Source organism: Bellilinea sp. (genome assembly GCF_053501535.1).
In genome coordinates this window covers 24,095-40,470 of sequence record NZ_JBRCOK010000086.1, presented here as the reverse complement: position 1 = coordinate 40,470, position 16,376 = coordinate 24,095, and the positions used below count along the sequence as shown (strand labels likewise).

13 protein-coding genes are annotated in these 16,376 nt (G+C 42.5%); 2 read left to right on the top strand and 11 right to left on the bottom strand.

All coding sequences use genetic code 11. The annotated features are described in order from the left end of the window. Positions 1-153 precede the first annotated feature (153 nt). Positions 154-2,466, bottom strand: coding sequence for a sodium-translocating pyrophosphatase (locus ACWIZX_RS08800; RefSeq protein ID WP_322791750.1), 2,313 nt, complete (start codon positions 2,464-2,466; stop codon positions 154-156). A gap of 178 nt (positions 2,467-2,644) precedes the next feature. Here ACWIZX_RS08800 and ACWIZX_RS08795 point away from each other — a divergent pair, with 178 nt between their 5' ends. After that, positions 2,645-3,211, top strand: coding sequence for a class I SAM-dependent methyltransferase (locus tag ACWIZX_RS08795; RefSeq protein ID WP_448335499.1), 567 nt, complete (start codon positions 2,645-2,647; stop codon positions 3,209-3,211). 25 nt (positions 3,212-3,236) lie between these two features. Next, positions 3,237-4,247 (top strand): DUF2270 domain-containing protein, encoded by a 1,011-nt coding sequence (locus ACWIZX_RS08790; RefSeq protein ID WP_448335498.1) that lies wholly within the window; start codon positions 3,237-3,239, stop codon positions 4,245-4,247. A 4-nt stretch (positions 4,248-4,251) separates the two neighbouring features. On the opposite strand, the gene ACWIZX_RS08785 is transcribed toward ACWIZX_RS08790, so the two are convergent. The 10 genes from ACWIZX_RS08785 to ACWIZX_RS08740 form a co-directional block, all read right to left on the bottom strand. Then, complete coding sequence (locus ACWIZX_RS08785; protein WP_322791753.1) at positions 4,252-4,992, bottom strand: response regulator transcription factor; 741 nt, start codon at positions 4,990-4,992, stop codon at positions 4,252-4,254. After that, positions 4,982-7,381, bottom strand: coding sequence for an ATP-binding protein (locus tag ACWIZX_RS08780; RefSeq protein WP_448335497.1), 2,400 nt, complete (start codon positions 7,379-7,381; stop codon positions 4,982-4,984). Before ACWIZX_RS08780 ends, ACWIZX_RS08785 begins: the two co-directional genes overlap by 11 nt. Before the next feature lie 23 nt (positions 7,382-7,404). Beyond that, positions 7,405-8,310 (bottom strand): hypothetical protein, encoded by a 906-nt coding sequence (locus ACWIZX_RS08775; RefSeq protein ID WP_322791755.1) that lies wholly within the window; start codon positions 8,308-8,310, stop codon positions 7,405-7,407. Between the two features lie 87 nt (positions 8,311-8,397). Continuing rightward, positions 8,398-9,735 carry a hypothetical protein gene (locus ACWIZX_RS08770; RefSeq protein ID WP_448335496.1) on the bottom strand — a complete coding sequence of 446 codons (1,338 nt, stop codon included), beginning with the start codon at positions 9,733-9,735 and terminating at the stop codon, positions 8,398-8,400. A 33-nt stretch (positions 9,736-9,768) separates the two neighbouring features. Next, entirely contained in the window at positions 9,769-10,905 is a 1,137-nt protein-coding gene (locus tag ACWIZX_RS08765; RefSeq protein ID WP_448335495.1) for a S1C family serine protease, read from the bottom strand. 141 nt (positions 10,906-11,046) lie between these two features. Next, positions 11,047-11,436: a hypothetical protein gene (locus ACWIZX_RS08760; RefSeq protein ID WP_448335494.1), complete on the bottom strand. Its 390-nt coding sequence runs from the start codon at positions 11,434-11,436 to the stop codon at positions 11,047-11,049. Between the two features lie 120 nt (positions 11,437-11,556). Beyond that, positions 11,557-12,135: a D-glycero-alpha-D-manno-heptose-1,7-bisphosphate 7-phosphatase gene (locus ACWIZX_RS08755; protein ID WP_448335493.1), complete on the bottom strand. Its 579-nt coding sequence runs from the start codon at positions 12,133-12,135 to the stop codon at positions 11,557-11,559. 15 nt (positions 12,136-12,150) lie between these two features. After that, on the bottom strand, positions 12,151-13,755 hold the full coding sequence (locus ACWIZX_RS08750) for a polysaccharide biosynthesis tyrosine autokinase (RefSeq protein WP_322791760.1): 1,605 nt from the start codon (positions 13,753-13,755) through the stop codon (positions 12,151-12,153). 93 nt (positions 13,756-13,848) lie between these two features. Then, positions 13,849-15,042 carry a glycosyltransferase gene (locus tag ACWIZX_RS08745; RefSeq protein WP_322791761.1) on the bottom strand — a complete coding sequence of 398 codons (1,194 nt, stop codon included), beginning with the start codon at positions 15,040-15,042 and terminating at the stop codon, positions 13,849-13,851. Next, complete coding sequence (locus tag ACWIZX_RS08740) at positions 15,039-16,376, bottom strand: ArnT family glycosyltransferase (RefSeq protein WP_448335492.1); 1,338 nt, start codon at positions 16,374-16,376, stop codon at positions 15,039-15,041. Before ACWIZX_RS08740 ends, ACWIZX_RS08745 begins: the two co-directional genes overlap by 4 nt.

Genomic DNA, 16,376 nt, shown 5'->3' with positions numbered 1-16,376 from the left:
CACTGGTTGAAAGAAGCTGGCTGTGATTACGGACAGGGCTATTTGCTTTACCGCCCAATGGATGCTGAGTCTACCGAAACGCTGTTGAGGAATGTCGGCAAAGACGAAATGGCTGATCAAAAGTCGTGATTAAAAACCGGCTTTTGGGTCATCTTAATGTAAGAACATGCCAATCAAGCCTTGTCCATTTCCAAAAGCAACGATTAATCCGGCAAATACCACAGAAACCATAGACATTAACTTTATTAAGATGTTCAGGGATGGGCCGGCAGTATCTTTGAGGGGGTCGCCAACGGTATCTCCAACCACGGCTGCCTTATGAGCCTGTGAACCTTTTCCACCAAACTCGCCAATTTCAATATACTTTTTGGCATTGTCCCATGCCCCGCCCGCATTGGACATCGTAATAGCCAGGGCAAAACCTGTTGCCAGTGTTCCGGCCAACAGACCGAGAACACCGGCAATCCCAAAAACCACTCCAACAACAACCGGAACAATGATCGCGGCCAGCGCTGGCGCTATCATTTCTTTTTGGGCAGCTGCGGTACTGATGGCAACGCAGCGGGCATAATCAGGTTTTTCTGTTCCCTCCAAAATGCCGGGAATTTCATGGAATTGCCGGCGTACCTCTTCAACCATGCCTGCTGCGGCACGACCAACCGCTCGCATGGTCATGGAAGAAAATATAAATGCGGTTCCCACACCGGTGAACAAACCGGCAAGAACGGCTGGGTTGAGGAGGGTTACGTTGTAATACTCCATAAAATTCTGCATTGTCATTTGTGCAACACTAATTACTTGATTACCGATGGTTACTTCTTTGATACCCCGCAACTCCATCAGAACCAAGCGAACTTCTTCAAGATAAGCCGCCAGAAGTGCCATGGATGTAAGCGCCGCCGAACCAATTGCAAAACCTTTGCCGATTGCCGCAGTGGTATTGCCCACCGCGTCCAATTGATCGGTGCGCTCGCGCACAACCTTATCCAATCCGGCCATCTGGGCATTGCCACCGGCATTATCGGCGATTGGCCCGTAGGCATCGGTCGCAAGGGTAAAACCCAGCGTAGAAAGCATGGCGACTGCAGAAATACCCACACCAAAAAGACCCATCAATAAATTTTCCGCACCACCAGCGACATAGTAACTGAAAATGATGCCAATCACAACCGCAGAAATGGGTAGGCCGCCTGATTCCATTCCAACAGCAAGACCCTCAATCAGGGCGGTGGCAGGACTGGTATGGGCCTGTGCGGCAATATCGCGGGTTGGCTGAAAGGCATGCGAGGTGTAATATTCGGTGGCCTTACCAACAACAATACCCACAACTAAGCCAGCGAGAATGCATAACCAGATGGCCAGCCAGTTGGGCAGGGCAAGCAGGAACAGGATTGGGAGAGAAATAACGGCAATGCCAAGTGAGCTGAGGTATAACCCTCGGCTTAAAGCGCTGATTAGTGCTGACTGATCTGCATCCTCCCGGGTTCTGACAAGATAAATTGCCAAAATGGACAAAATGATGCCAATTGCCGCCAAGGCGATTGGGGTAGAAATATAAACCAGACCGGCTTGCAATTCGCTTCTGGAATCTAAAAATGCAGGTCCAGAAAGACCCACTGCTGCGACACCCAGAGCTGAAGTGGCCAGAATTGAACCGGCGTAGGATTCATACAGGTCAGCGCCCATACCAGCAACGTCACCGACATTGTCACCCACATTATCAGCAATTGTGGCAGGGTTGCGGGGATCATCTTCTGGAATGTTGGCTTCTACCTTGCCAACCAGATCCGCCCCGACATCGGCAGCTTTGGTGTAAATACCGCCGCCTACCCGGGCAAACAAAGCCTGTGTTGAAGCGCCCATTCCAAAACTTAACATAACGGCAGTGATTTGGGGAAGCGGGTTGGCCGCGATACTAATGAAACTTTCGGGAAGTAAGATTGGAAACAAATAATACAATAAAACAAACCACACGGTAATATCCAGCAGAGCAAAGCCGACCACGACAAGCCCCATCACTGCACCGGCGCGTAGAGCAACTTGCAAACCATCATTGAGGCTTTTACTTGCCGCAAAAGCCGTACGCGCAGATGCGTTGGTGGCAGTTTTCATGCCGATAAAACCGCAAAGTCCCGAGAACAAGCCGCCGGTAATGAAGGCAAAAGGTACAATTGAATTTTGAAGTTTGAAGTAAGCAAGGGTAAGAAATATAAAAAATAATACTGCAAAAACAATCCCCACCACACGATATTGACGGGATAAGTAAGCCATTGCCCCTTCTCTAACAGCCTGAGCAATGAATTGCATCCGTTCAGTGCCTTCAGATAACTTCATCATTTGTTGATAAAAAAGTCGGGCAAAGATCAGGGCAATCACGGCTGCGATTGGACCAAGCCACCACATCAGGGGAATGGGTTCACGAATGGAAGAAATTTTTTCGGCAAAAATATCAAGAAGAGGATACATTGGTTTATTCTCCACCTAGTTAGTATTATTGATTTAATTTGTCTAACAATTTAACCGTGAAAATTATAATTGAAAAACTTTACAAATCAAAGTCTGCTAACAAATAGCGGAAAAAATTTACTATACAAAGACCAATCGGCTATAATTTTACAAACCATGGATTAAAGGTTGTATTTTCATGTTCAAAATAAAACATTTTGACTGGTTAGCTCCAATTTACGAAAAAATCATAACCGGCGAGGTATCGCAAATTTTAATCAATTCACTGGATTTGCAAGCGGACCATTTGGTATTGGACGCAGGGGGTGGTACAGGAAGAATTTCCGCTGGTTTAATCGGAGAAAACCGGAAAATTATCGTTGCTGATCCTTCCCTCCAAATGCTTAGACAAGCTCGAGATAAATCTGGGTTGCTTTGCACAAACTGTGATGCAAGAGAAATGCCTTTTAATGACGACCTGTTTGATCGAATTGTCATCGTAGACGCTTTCCATCACATGACGGATCAAAGGAGCGCGATAAAAGAATTGTGGCGTGTACTAAAGCCCAATGGATTATTAATTATTGAGGAACCTGATATCATTCATTTTCGGGTTAAGATAATTGCCTTCTTTGAAAAAGTATTGTTAATGAAAAGCAGATTTTTAAGGCGCGAAGAGCTTATTGAGATAATAAATGCTCATCAACCAAAGAAAGTAATGATGTACAATCAAGATTATACCTACTGGGTCGTTGCCACAAAATAGACGGCGAGAAAGGCTAATTTTAAACATGGCGGATGAAAAAAAAGAACCGGTCTGGAAATTCAGAGGCTATGAGTTGCGGCCTTCGGAGTTTACCACGGCAATGGTGCATTATTATCGTGCTGAAATTCAACGCAGCAATCTCTGGCGCAGCAGGTTGGATTCAACGACCAATTGGGCGGTTGTAACGACAGGTGCGACGCTTTCATTTGTGCTTTCCAGTCCGGATAATCATTTTGTCATTATCCTTTTGACAACCATTTTGATTTTGGTGTTTTTGTGGATGGAGGCCCGCCGTTACCGTTATTATGAACTATGGAGCTACCGGGCGCGATTGCTTGAAACAGATTTTTTCGCGGCAATGCTTGTTCCTCCTTTTGCTCCTCATGCGGAATGGGCTGAAAGTCTTGCTCAATCATTGTTGCAGCCTGAATTCCCAATTACCATGTGGGAAGCTATCGGCCGCCGTTTGCGGCGGAATTATTTCTGGATTTTTATGGTGCTTCTGGTTTCCTGGTTGATTAAAATTGGATTACACCCATACCCTCTGACGAGCTGGCAGGAATTTGTTCAAAGATCATCTATTGCTTTTATTCCTGGCGAGGTTGTCATCGCCGGAGGGGCGATCTTTTATCTTGGATTGATTATCCTGGCAATTTGGACGGCTCGCTTTCATCAGGCAAGCGGTGAGGTGCTGCCCAAGTATGATGTTTTTACACCTCCAGAGAAATTAAGCCCTCGAAGACCCGAATTTACGAAAAGAAAACAATTGCTGGTTTGGATTGTCACAGATAAACCGAACGAATTATCACAATCCATCATGCAAACGATGCATCGGGGGGTGACTTCAATTAGCGGAACAGGAATGTACACCCAGAAAAGTCACTCAATCTTGATGGTAGCAGTTACAGTAACAGAAATTGCTGAATTAAAACGAATCGCTCAAAATGTTGATCCCGCAGCGTTTATTGTGGTCAACCCGGCACAGGGCGTATTTGGTGGCGGATTTCAACCCCTGACTATGGAGGAAGAAAAATAAGTCTTTATCCAGTTTGGGTTTCGGCGTTTTCCCCTTCTAAATCTTTTTGATTTTGGTCAGAAAACCAGTAGCCGACTCCCCATTTTGTAATGATGTAACGCGGATTGCTGGCATCGGGCTCAATTTTTTCGCGCAGATAACGGACGTACAATGACAAACTGGCGATAGCGTCAGTGTAACCTTCTCCCCACGCTTCTTTAAGAAGGTCTTCGTGGGTAACGACCGCGCCGATGTTTCGCACCAAACAGGCCAGCAACCGATACTCGGTAGGAGTAAGGTGTAACATTTTACCGTTACGATAAACATGTTTGGTTTCAAGGTTAATTCTGAGAAAACCATCATCATATTCCAGGACAGTTGTATCTGAATTGGCAGTTGATTTCTTACTGCGCTTTATCAGCGCAGAAATTCGAGCCTCTAATTCTCTGAGACTGAAAGGCTTGCGCACGTAGTCATCACCGCCGACTTCAAATCCCTTGACAAGATCTTGTTCGCGTCCTTTGGCAGTCAAAAATAAAATGGGGACTTCAGTGATCTTTCTCAATCGTTTGCACACCTCATAACCATCCTGACCGGGCATCATAATATCTAAAATAATTAAATCTGGGCGGTTTTTTTGCACAGCAAGGACTGCTTCATTGCTGTCATTGATTCCAATGACTTCATAACCTCGGGGTGATAAATTTACCCTCACCAGTTCACATAAAGTTTCATCATCGTCTATCATTACGATTTTAGATTTCATCAGAGTTCTCCATTATGGGTATAGAGAATCGAAAACAACTCCCTTTTCCGGGTGTACTTTCCACGCCGATATTTCCTCCTAGCGATTCCGTCAGCATCTTGGCTACATACAACCCAATTCCATGGCCATAAACTTCTTGAGAATCGCCGCCGGTAGCGCGATAAAAACGGTTAAATATCAAGTGCTGCTTATCCGGTTCAATACCCGGACCGTGGTCAATTACAAAAATTTCAGCGGCTCGGTTGTCCTTTACGCGCAGCTCCACACAAATTTCACTATGATCGGGGGAATATTTGACTGCATTATCCAACAAATTACTGATAATTGAATTGAGTGCATTTTCATCTGCCATTACCCAAACTGGCTGAAGGGGTTTGAGAAATTCGATGCGTCGATTTGGTGCAATAATCCGCCATTCTTCAATCAGGTTCTGAACGACAAATGTCAAGGGTAAAGGCCGCAATTCAACTTTGAATTGATGAGTTTCCAGTTGATGGACATCCAGAATTCGGTCCAAAAATTGGGACAAGCGTTGACTCTCTGTAGATAATGTATCCAAAAATTTTCGATCTGGGAGAGGTTCGTTTTTATCTAATGTGGTTGCAATCAATTCGCTGATGGATTGGATTTTCGTCAAGGGGGTGCGCATTTCGTGGGAGATTGAAGAAATCATTTCTTCCTGAAGCCGGTTCAATTCCTCGCGTTCGGTGATATCCCGTAATAATACAACAGCACGAGAAGGGGCTTGATTTTCCTCAAATACCGGAGCTACGGAAAGATTCACAATACGGCGTTTTGAGTTAGGGGGATGGAGGGGAATTGTTTCCAGAATGAATGGGGCGTGGTTCTCCCAGGACTTTTTTAGTTCATGAATAAAGTGGGTACAGTTTTCATTTGAAATACCAAAAGTGTCACAGAAATTTGTGCCGATGACTGCACTTTCTGGTAGACCAACCTGTTGAATTGCTGCCGGGTTGGCCGTGAGAATAACCCCATTTCGATTGATGGTTATCAAGCCATCGGTTACAGATTCGATAATCAGACTGGTTTGTTGTTTTTCTTTGTAAATCTCCTGAAACAGGCGAACATTTGTCAAAGAGGTTGCGGCGTGGTCTGCAAGCAGAGAGAGAATCCATTGACTGGTACGATCAAAGGCTTCAACCCGTGTACTTTCGGTAATGATGATCCCCAGCAAAGATCTTCCATGAGAAATATAACAGCATAATTGAGATGCGGAATACTTAAAGATAAATGGGAAGGATAATTCGAGATTGTTGTTACGCTCTAAAGAAGAAGCAGAAATGGCTTCTTCAAGAATTTGATTGGTGCGTTCCGAGTTGATTTCTTCCCCGATCACTTTTTGAATTGTAGAGCCATCGCTAGCATGGAAGCGAATTACGCCTGCTTCAGCCTGGGTAATATCAAGAGCAGTGGAAAGGGTCAGCTCGATGACTTTTTCTGCATCCAAAAGAGTATTGAGAACTTGACTGGTGCGCTGGATAGTTGAAAGCTGGGAGATTTGTCTTTCTAAAGCATAGTCGGTACGTGTATATCGGTAGGCTTGTTCAATGGCTTTTTCGACAGCCGGAATAAACTCGTTCAAACGTTCAATGTCCTGCTCGTAAAAATAACCGGTAATTTTGTTGATTAAAACAACACGCCCCATTTCGCTGCCATTGGATTGATACATCATTCGGCTCATTACCGATGTTACGGTGTTTGGTGAAGGAAGGTTTTCGACCAGGATTGAGTTCGGATCATCAAGGTTGTTAAGGATGAAGGATTCATTTTGGGAAAGAATGAAACTCCCCAAAGTTGGGGAATCGCCCTCGGATCTGGCGCGTAAGGCCGCCCGGCCCTTATCCGTGTAAATTTGCCACTGTTTGGTGATGGGATTTTGTAATACCAGACAAACTTGCTGGACGCGAATTATTTGATGAACTTGATTAATAACAATTCGAGTAATCTCCTCCAAATTGAGAGTCTGGCTTAAGAGGGTTTCGCGGTTTTTCAATGCCAATCGCAACGATGACCTTTGGCGAACCGAATTGGATAAGTCGCCAATCACAAGCGCAGCAATATACAAAAGCAGGCTAATTCCGACCCGCTCGATGGATTCAAAGGTAAATCCATACATCTTAATAACAAAAGGAATTTCCAATAAAAATAAACTGCTAAAAATTGTCGCTCCAATCAGTCCGGCAATCACCCCAAAAAAGTAGGCCATTGAAATTACCGGAAGCAAAGCGATTAGATGAGATAGTGGAGAAGTGGAAAGATTATCCGAAAGATTTAGATGATAAACACCAATGATTGCCATGCTCACAAAAGAAACAAAAAACAACGCAAGATCACGCGGACGAATGCGTTGTGGCATTTCTTTTTGCAAGGAAGGCGGATTATTGGAAAGGTTCATAGGTAAAACGGTTGAATAATCACCATTGAAAATGCCAGATTCGCAGCGAAAACGACATACAAATTTCGCCAGCGATAGATGATAAATACACTCACAACAGAAAGGATAAACTTGTAAAACAATGCAATCACTCCAAACGGAAGCGTATTTGGACTTTTAGATAAGTATAGTAAGGCTGGTAAATATACCACCAGGTTTAAAGCGCTGATCCAGAGGATGGTCTTTTTCAGCGGAATTGACTTTTCATCAAAAAGCAGGGAGAATAATTTTCCCCGGAAGAATAATTCCTCTGCCGGGATGATTAAACCGGCAAATAAACCGAACAACCAAACCAGTTTTTCTGCATTTAAACCGGGAAGTGGAAGATTAATTATTGGCAAAAAGCGAGATACCAGAAGCCCGTGGAACGCCAATCCAGCCCCCATGAAAGCACCCGATGCAATATGAAGAAAAGGGTGGAAAGGTGTAAGGCTATATCTTCTGGATTGCGGCAGGTTCTTTTCAAAAATCCACGCCAAAACAATCCAAACCAGAAATATTGCCAGCAATGCGCTCCAACCGGAATACGAAAAAATGGTTGGCTGTAAATCGGGGTTTGTGAACCACGTGAAGGTTGAAAGTGCCGATAAGACTAAAATAAAGGCTAAGTAGAGAATATTTTTTTGAGGAAGCCCAACGAAGAATTTTTTTAGGCTTTGCAAGTATAAAACAGGTGAAAAATAATAAATCAATAACAGGTTGTGAGATTGCCAATTTTTGATAAAAGGATAGATGAGCAACAAACCAAGCGGTAAAGCAATGTTTAGAATGAGAATATTACGCCATTCCTTATTTTGCTGTGCGGCAAGAGTTTGGCGATGGGATCGTAAATCATTGCGGATTTTCAGTAACAACGCTTCCATGAAAAAATATTTTAGATCAACCAAAATGAAAGACTATATTATTTATGATTATACTCGTATACTGAGATTATTGATTCCACCCCTGAATCAGGGTTTTTCTACGAGTTGCCACAACACCGGTCTGGTTTTTGTATCAGATATCAACCAGATGCTTCCGTTTTCATCTTGGGCAACCAAATCAAAATATTGTTCAGAGAATAGTACCGTTCCGCTTGGTGTGATATGAAAAAGCTGTTTTTCGGTGAAAGCGAAGACGGATGCGGTGGGTGTGAAAAAGATTTGAGGTGGCAAAAGCCCATTGAAACTGGTGATTTTGAAAAGATTTTGATTTTTACGCTGGTAAAGTATGTGCTGCTCAACCATTCCATTCGGGTTGATGATTGCCCCTAATAACCATTGGTTTTCATCTTTATCAGTCCATATTGGACCAAAACGAAAAGTTGTGTTATTTGAGAGTACATTGGTATATAGCGGAGTCCCCTCAACCCATCCCTGACCGTTATATTCCCAAAGGCTATCCGGTGTGGTAACTAAGACGTTACCATCATTGATGATCGTCATGTTCGTAACACAAATGTTTTCAATGGGAAATTCAGTTCGCTGCCAGGTTTTACCATCAAATTGAAGTGGCGAAGATCCTCCAATCCATTGATTCCCCTGCCAAAAACAAGCTGCAACCCATACATTCCCGGTTGAGGGATTGCGGCTGATTGTAAAAACGGACTCAACGCCTGACTTATAAGGAAGTTTTATACCAATTTCGGTTGCGGTGAAAATCCGCCATCTACTTCCATTGAAGAATCGAACATCATTTGAAGTGGCCAGCCAGATATTTTTCCCGTCAGCTAAAAAGGATGAATGGAGAGTGGGTAGAGGAGGGGTGAAAAATTTTGCAGGTAATATCCAGCCGTTCTCTTTGCTGTATTCAATGGTTCTTAACCCATCCCATCGGAAAACTGACCCCGATTTTTCAATGAGATACCACATGTTTGATTCATTATCTACACCAATCGGGGTATTTCTAAAGCGTTTTACAAAACTTTCTTGTTTGGCTAAATCAAGAATTGCCAGACCATAATTGCCTGACAAAAACACTTTATTACTTTGGACGGCAAAACTTTGGATTAAGCCTATTTGAATTTTGTCTAAGCGGAATTTTAAGTTTACTGAGGAAATTAATTCCTGTTGAGATGAAATGCAGGGAGAGTATAATTTTTGAGCACCTGCAGTTTGCGAGTTGTTATCTTGACATTCATCATCAATTGTTTGAAGTGCTGAGCGAATAGTTCCGGAAATATAACTAGAGGGTGAAAAATTTTCTGAGAAAGAAGGGATGGATTGATGACTGATTCCTACAGATACTAACAACAGGCCAACACTAAGGATAAATCCATTTACCCGAGCCAACGAGGTATTCATTCCCATGTTGAAATTGTACCTCATTGGATGGACAAATGTTTATTGGGAAGCTCCAAGGGTTACACTCAACTCACGGAGAGCCCTTTGACGATAGAATTTGATGGCCACAGTTTCGCCAGGCTGATGGGCAAACAGTGCATTCAAATAAGAACGCTGCTGATTGATTTCTAATTCACCGATTTGAACAATAATATCTCCTCTTTGAAGACCGCCCCGGTCAGCCGGGCTGCCGGGTTCAACACTGGTGATGTAAGCGCCCCATTCAACCGGTAATTGATATCTGCGGGAAATGGTGGGATTGATCCCCTGCCAGGTAATCCCCAAATATGGACGGGAGAAAAAACCTTTGGTAATAATTTGCTCACTGATCAGACGAACGGTATTGGATGGTATGGCAAAACCCAATCCTTCTGCAATCGTTGTTGTACCGATGCCACCGCGCACAATTAAGGTGTTAATCCCAATTATTTCGCCATTAAGATTAACCAACGGACCTCCGGAATTACCCTGATTGATGGCTGCGTCGGTTTGAATCAAGTCTTCCATGGCATAACCTTTTCCGGTATTCAATACCCGGCCTGTAGCGCTGACGACACCTACAGTGACGGTATTGCGAAATTCACCCAGCGGTGAACCAATTGCAATTACCGTTTCACCAGGATTTAGACGGTCTGAGTCGCCAAAAACAGCAATAGAGGGCATTTTACCTTCGGCTTTCAACACGGCTAGATCGGCGTACACATCAGCGTTTATCAACTTTGCTATTTCCTGTTCGCCATTCGACAGGATTACGGATAAATCAGTTGTACCTTCAACAACATGATAATTTGTGACAATATATCCCTGTTCAGAAATGATTACGCCGCTACCACTTACTGTTTCATCTGGTGCTTTGCCAAAGAAAGTCATTTGTCCAGGAATTGTTCCAACAACGGTAACCACCGCTGGAGATACCTTTTCAACAGCACGGGTGATTTCTGTCTGTATATCGGTTTGAGAAAAAGTTAAAACCGATGCAGTGGGCATCGGGTAATTTTCTGTGGCGTTGACAGACAAATTAGTTTTTGAAACTTGATTTAGAACCAGTAATCCTCCACCGATTGCCCCAATGAATGCGCTCAAACAGGATAAGACGATGACAAGTATCCCGACAACAAGACCTTTTCGCAGGGACATATTTGATCCTCCGAAGGAAAATTCTAAGGCGAAATTGTAAGGATAATATTAAGAATTTGTTGAAAGATTATAAAAAATCAAAAACAACGGAAAAGAAATATTCGTATAGCCAATTAGTGAGAATATAAATTTCGATAGAATTTATTCCTCCGAGGAAGTGTCGTTCAAAATGGATTTTTTTAATTGATTGCGCAATTGAATGATTTGATCCGTAACCTGTCGAATATGAGAAAACAACTCTGAGTTGTGCTTTATTCCTTCGTTGATCAGTAGAGCAGCGGCCTCAGAGCGGCTTTTTGCGATTTCAGCTTCGATCAGCATATCCATATGCCTTAATGTTTCATCGTTAACGCGTACCATGACAACATTGCCCCTGGATTGTAAAGCCTCACCAAGGGTTTGCCCAATGTTTTCAACCTGTTTCCAGGCTTCTCGCAAAGGATCAGATGGTTGTTTTTTGGATGAGGGGGTTTCTAAGTCCGGGGTGTCCTGATTTTTTTGATAGTGGTTGTCAACTTGTTGCTGAGACACGGTGTTTTTCTCCTTTGTAACGGAATTACACGTAATATTATAACATAAAAAGCATTAAAACAAAAAAACGCGATCCAATTGAATTCGCGTTTTTTGAGAAAATTTCGACCAATGATGGCTTCAAAAAATGGTTTTGATGGCTGAATATAAATTTTGGTGAAATTGAATTTGTTTGTAATAGGTGAGTGTGGTTGCGGTTTTGTATTGTTTTTTTCCCCTTCCTGTAGCCACAAGATATAAATTGGGTATGCCTCCCAGATACCCTGCTTCGATATCTGAAAGAGCATCGCCAATGAGAATTGTTTCCCTCAAGTCAATTGCGTATTGATGAGCTGCTGTAATAATCATGCCGGGTTTGGGTTTTCGGCAGTCGCAATTTTCTTCAGGTGCATGGGGACAGAAAAATACCTGATCAATAAATCCTCCGTTTGAAACAATGACCTCAAGAATTTTTTGGTTAATTTCCAGATATTGTTCAATCGAAATCAACCCCCGGCCAATGGCTGATTGATTTGTGATGAGAAACACCTTGGGTCGATCCTGGAGATGATTAATCAGCTGTAATGCGCGCAACGAGGAGGGAAAAAAGTGGACATCCTCCCATCTACGCACATAATCAGCGCGATTATGAATGATCACGCCATCCCGATCTAAAAAGATTGCTTGTATCCTTTTGTGATTTGACGGATTACGATTCACCGACAATAAAATGTTTTACGAAGTTTTTGGCGAAGTTCGATCTTTGATTTCTTTTTCTGTGATCTTGCCGTTCGAACTCTCTTTTTTGACACCTGCATAATAATAATGGCTGTAATAGGTCGCGCTTTTGGGGGAGATGCCATTCATAATGTAACCCAATATATTTGCATTAGCGCGAATTAACTGGCTCTTCGTTTTTTGAAGCACATCGCGACGCGATTTTCCCATGCTAACTACAACCAAAACACCATCTACGCGGGCGGAAAGGATAAGGGCGTCTGAAATAATGAATGGCGGGCCATCAATAATGATGACATCCGCGACTTCCTTAAGCATTTCAAGAGTTCTGAGCATTTCTTGCGAGCCTAACTGCTCAGATGGATTGGGTGGAGTTGTGCCAGAAGGAAGTAAAAATACCTGATTTTTGAAAAGAGGTATCAAACACTCTTTACCAATTTTGCCATCCTGCAACAAATCTCCCAATCCCTTTTTATTCTTAAGTTGAAATTTTTCATCTAATTCTGATTTATAAAAATCAGCGTCAATCACAATGACCCGTTTTTTGGCTTTTGCTAAAGATAAAGCTAGGTTTATTGCAATGGTGGTTTTTCCTTCCGAATCGCCGGGACTGGATATAAGAAGTGTCTTTACTGTATTGCCAAGTCCTGAAAATTCGAGGTTAGTACGCAAGGAACGAAAGGAATCCGTAATGGGAGAAAAGGGTTCATCATTGACATAGCTTAAAGGTTCAACGTCTTTGGGAAAGCGAGGAATTTCTCCAAGGAGAGGTTTTTGTAAAATACGGTCCACCTCTCCCGAAGAGTGAATTGCCTGATCAATCCACTCGATAATGTAAGCGCTTGCAGCTGCTAAAGCAAAACCAATCAACATTGAAGTCACCACTGTAATTAAGCGGTTAGGTCCAATTGGACGAGTTGGAATTTCAGCGGGCTCAATCACACCCAGGGTGTTTAAAGCCCCTCGCGAACTACTGGACAATAACCGGCTGTAATTTTCCTGGAGGCTGGTCAGTTTATTTTCGAGTGCATTGATCTTTTGTTGGGTTTCAGTGATTTGACTGGCGCTATTCAGGCTGCCTAATTCAGTTTTGAGTTTAGTAATCTCATCTGTGGTATCGGAAATGTTTTTTTCTAAAGTAGATAATTGCTGATTAATAAAGGCCTGCCGTTCCAAATCATCATCCTGGGCAGCGGAGGGTCCGCGTTTAATCAGCTGCTTTGCCAGCTCGGCTGCAACTGCCTGTGCTCTAACCGGATCTGAATCGGTAACGGTTATTTCGATCAATTGGGTATCCGGTAGTGCCCGCGCCGTGTACTGTGGAATCCAACTCAAGTTCAATGCTTCCATGGCTGCCTTTCGTACCGGTTCGCGGGTAGCCATATCAGCATAAATGGAGGCTAATTGCTGTTCTAAAAAGAACTGTGAGGTGTTGGGGTTGGGATTGGTGAGGGATTGTCCAATAATGAGGGTTGTTCTGGATTGATACATTGCCGGCTGGCCAAGCGTGATGATAAAGCTGGCTGCAGCGGCAATCAGACCAGCTGCTAAAATCATCCACCACCACTTTAAAAGGGGGGCGTAGTACGTTTTTAAGTCCATTGTTGATCCTTGTAGCAATTCAAACCAATACCCTCATCTTCATAAAAATTGTAACCGGATTTATTAATTATTTCCATAAAATTTCTATAGAAATTACTTAGAATTTGACTCTATAGTCTCATAGTAAATATTTTCAAGTTTTTGTCCAATCCTTTTCCACGAATGCTCTTTTTCTACATAAGTTCGTCCAGCCTTCCCAATTTTTTGAGCAGTTTTGGGGTCCGAGAGCACTTTAAGGATCAATTCGGCGTAATGTTGAGCATCTTCACCAATCATTACTTGTTCGCCATTTACAATGGTCAATGCGGATACAGCCAACGGCGAAGCAATTACCGGAATTCCGCAGGCCATTGCTTCTAATACTTTATTTTGGACACCTGCTCCATAATTGAGAGGAGCGAGCGCCAGAGTGGATTTTTGCAGGTATGGAAGAATTTCAGGAACAGTTCCGGTAATTTTTATTTTGGGGTGATCGGAATATTTTAAGAGAACTGGTGGGGGGTCTTTGCCGACCACCCATAGTTCGATATCGTCATTTTTTTGCCACACGAATGGCATAATTTTGGTAATTGTAAATAATGCCATATCAACATTGGCGTGATAACTCATTTTCCCACTGAGTAAAATGACGTTCTTAAGTCTTTCCTGTAAAGGAATGGGGTAAAAGTAGTCCAAATCAACACCATTGGTAACAACCTCAACCGGACTTGTTGGGGAAAGCTTTAAGAATTCTTCCTGATCTTTTGGCGATGTTACCAGCAGTTTATTGAATTTTGTTGCAAGCAACTTCTCAAATTTTTCAGTCCTTTGTAACTCAAATTTGATTAACCAACGCAGCAGTTTTTTTGGATGATTTTTTTGGGTCTGTCGGAACAAATGGGTAATTGAATCAACGCTATCCCAAACAACTGGAATTCTATACTGACTTTTAACCATGAGGGCATACTTTGCACCTCGTAAATGTTCCACATGAACCACATCAAAATTTTGTTGAGAAATGAACAATTGAATATCTTCTTTTAATTGATTACTCCAACTATATACCGCTTGAAGTGGTAGCCTTGAAGGAAAAGCCTGAAGGCAATTGAGCATGGAGCGCCACTTGGGTAAATTAAAACCTGTTGCTTTTAAGGAGGCGGAGTTAATGAGTTGATCAGGTTGGAACTCTTTTTCAACCAGGTATAAAAGGGTGATGTTATGTCCAAGAGCCAATAAGGACTTAATCAAATTATAAGATCGAACCCGAATCGGGCTGGGAGAATAAGGCACAACAAACAAAATGTTCATGAAAGGGTGACTGCTTTTCTTTGTTGAATTTTTTGGATTAAATCTGAAAATCCCACGGCTGCAAATAAAACCAGCACTGCATCAACTGGTAGCCTGTAACGAATTAATGTCCAGGTAAAAATGTGAATCAGACTGTAAACCAAAATAAACAGTAATAGTAAAAATACGGGGGAGTAGAGGGTTACTTTTTCTTCACCTTTCTTTGCCAAAGTAGTCATCAGCCCGTAAATCATAAAAGGTAAAAACACTCCAAAACTTCCTATTCTTGAAATATTGCTAAGAATTGAGGAGTGAGGCGAAGGCCAAAACATGAAGTAAACTGGAATACGACTGAGGGAAAGGAAAAAATAACGTAATGGATCTTGAATAACGAATTGCAATCCACGATTTAATAATTCACGATCCAGAGCAGCCTCGTTTAAGCCATAAAGTTCTTTTGGCAGTAAGTCGAGATAGGTGGATTGGGACAAAATTCCTTCAAAGTGTGTGCCATAAATGGGATGATTTGCCCAGTAAAATGCAAAACCGGCATTGGTATTTAGCAGGACAAATTGATTAAAGCGCTCGTAGTTGTAAATTGTGAACGGGAGAATAAACAATGTGATGATCAGCACATTTATTCCGATCATTTTGAGAGCGGGGACGAGATAATTTTTCCTTAAGACAAATAAAAGCCATGTATAAAGAAATGGCAGAAATAATAGAAATGCCTGTCTCAATAATATGGTCAATGAAGTTGCTACACCCAACAAAAAAGCGAAAAGAAGGTATTTCCTGGGGTTTTCAAGGATCTGATTGGCATTTTTGACAATCCAGCCAGATGTGCCGAGGATTGCGAGTATGCCAGCGATATAAAAAGGTTCGGTCATCAACGTTGCCGAATAGTAAACGAAGTAAATATAAACCGAGGTTATCGCAGCAGCAATTAAGCCGACTCTTGAATTGAAAGAGAGTTTGCCAACAACAAAAATTAATAAGGGGTGAATTATTCCAATAATCAAAGCCTGTAACAGACGCACCAAAAGAGGGTGCGGACCAAAAAGCCAATAGATACCTGCAACAAAATAAGAGTATAAATAGCTCCAATGAGCCGTGGGTTCTCCAGCCTGTGTGGCTGGCCACCATGGGCGATCAAATGTAAAACCATACCCCCCCGCCAATCGGATTCCCAGGGTGTGATAACTGATTTGATCAGAAACGCCAGGCATTTCGCTAATTTGATTACCCAGAAATAAAGCCGCTCCCACCCGGAATAAAACTGACACAAAGGTAATACCGATCAATAATTTGAGTGTATTTTTACTGTCACTTAAAAAGTTCAACAAATTTCGCAT

What these genes read in the sequence shown, in the direction of transcription:
- ACWIZX_RS08800 (WP_322791750.1), bottom strand. Translation starts at nt 2,466, where the DNA reads ATGTATCCTCTTCTTGATATTTTTGCCGAAAAAATTTCTTCCATTCGT.
- ACWIZX_RS08795 (WP_448335499.1), top strand. Translation starts at nt 2,645, where the DNA reads ATGTTCAAAATAAAACATTTTGACTGGTTAGCTCCAATTTACGAAAAA.
- ACWIZX_RS08790 (WP_448335498.1), top strand. Translation starts at nt 3,237, where the DNA reads ATGGCGGATGAAAAAAAAGAACCGGTCTGGAAATTCAGAGGCTATGAG.
- ACWIZX_RS08785 (WP_322791753.1), bottom strand. Translation starts at nt 4,992, where the DNA reads ATGAAATCTAAAATCGTAATGATAGACGATGATGAAACTTTATGTGAA.
- ACWIZX_RS08775 (WP_322791755.1), bottom strand. Translation starts at nt 8,310, where the DNA reads ATGGAAGCGTTGTTACTGAAAATCCGCAATGATTTACGATCCCATCGC.
- ACWIZX_RS08770 (WP_448335496.1), bottom strand. Translation starts at nt 9,735, where the DNA reads ATGGGAATGAATACCTCGTTGGCTCGGGTAAATGGATTTATCCTTAGT.
- ACWIZX_RS08765 (WP_448335495.1), bottom strand. Translation starts at nt 10,905, where the DNA reads ATGTCCCTGCGAAAAGGTCTTGTTGTCGGGATACTTGTCATCGTCTTA.
- ACWIZX_RS08750 (WP_322791760.1), bottom strand. Translation starts at nt 13,755, where the DNA reads ATGGACTTAAAAACGTACTACGCCCCCCTTTTAAAGTGGTGGTGGATG.
- ACWIZX_RS08745 (WP_322791761.1), bottom strand. Translation starts at nt 15,042, where the DNA reads ATGAACATTTTGTTTGTTGTGCCTTATTCTCCCAGCCCGATTCGGGTT.
- ACWIZX_RS08740 (WP_448335492.1), bottom strand. Translation starts at nt 16,376, where the DNA reads ATGCGAAATTTGTTGAACTTTTTAAGTGACAGTAAAAATACACTCAAA.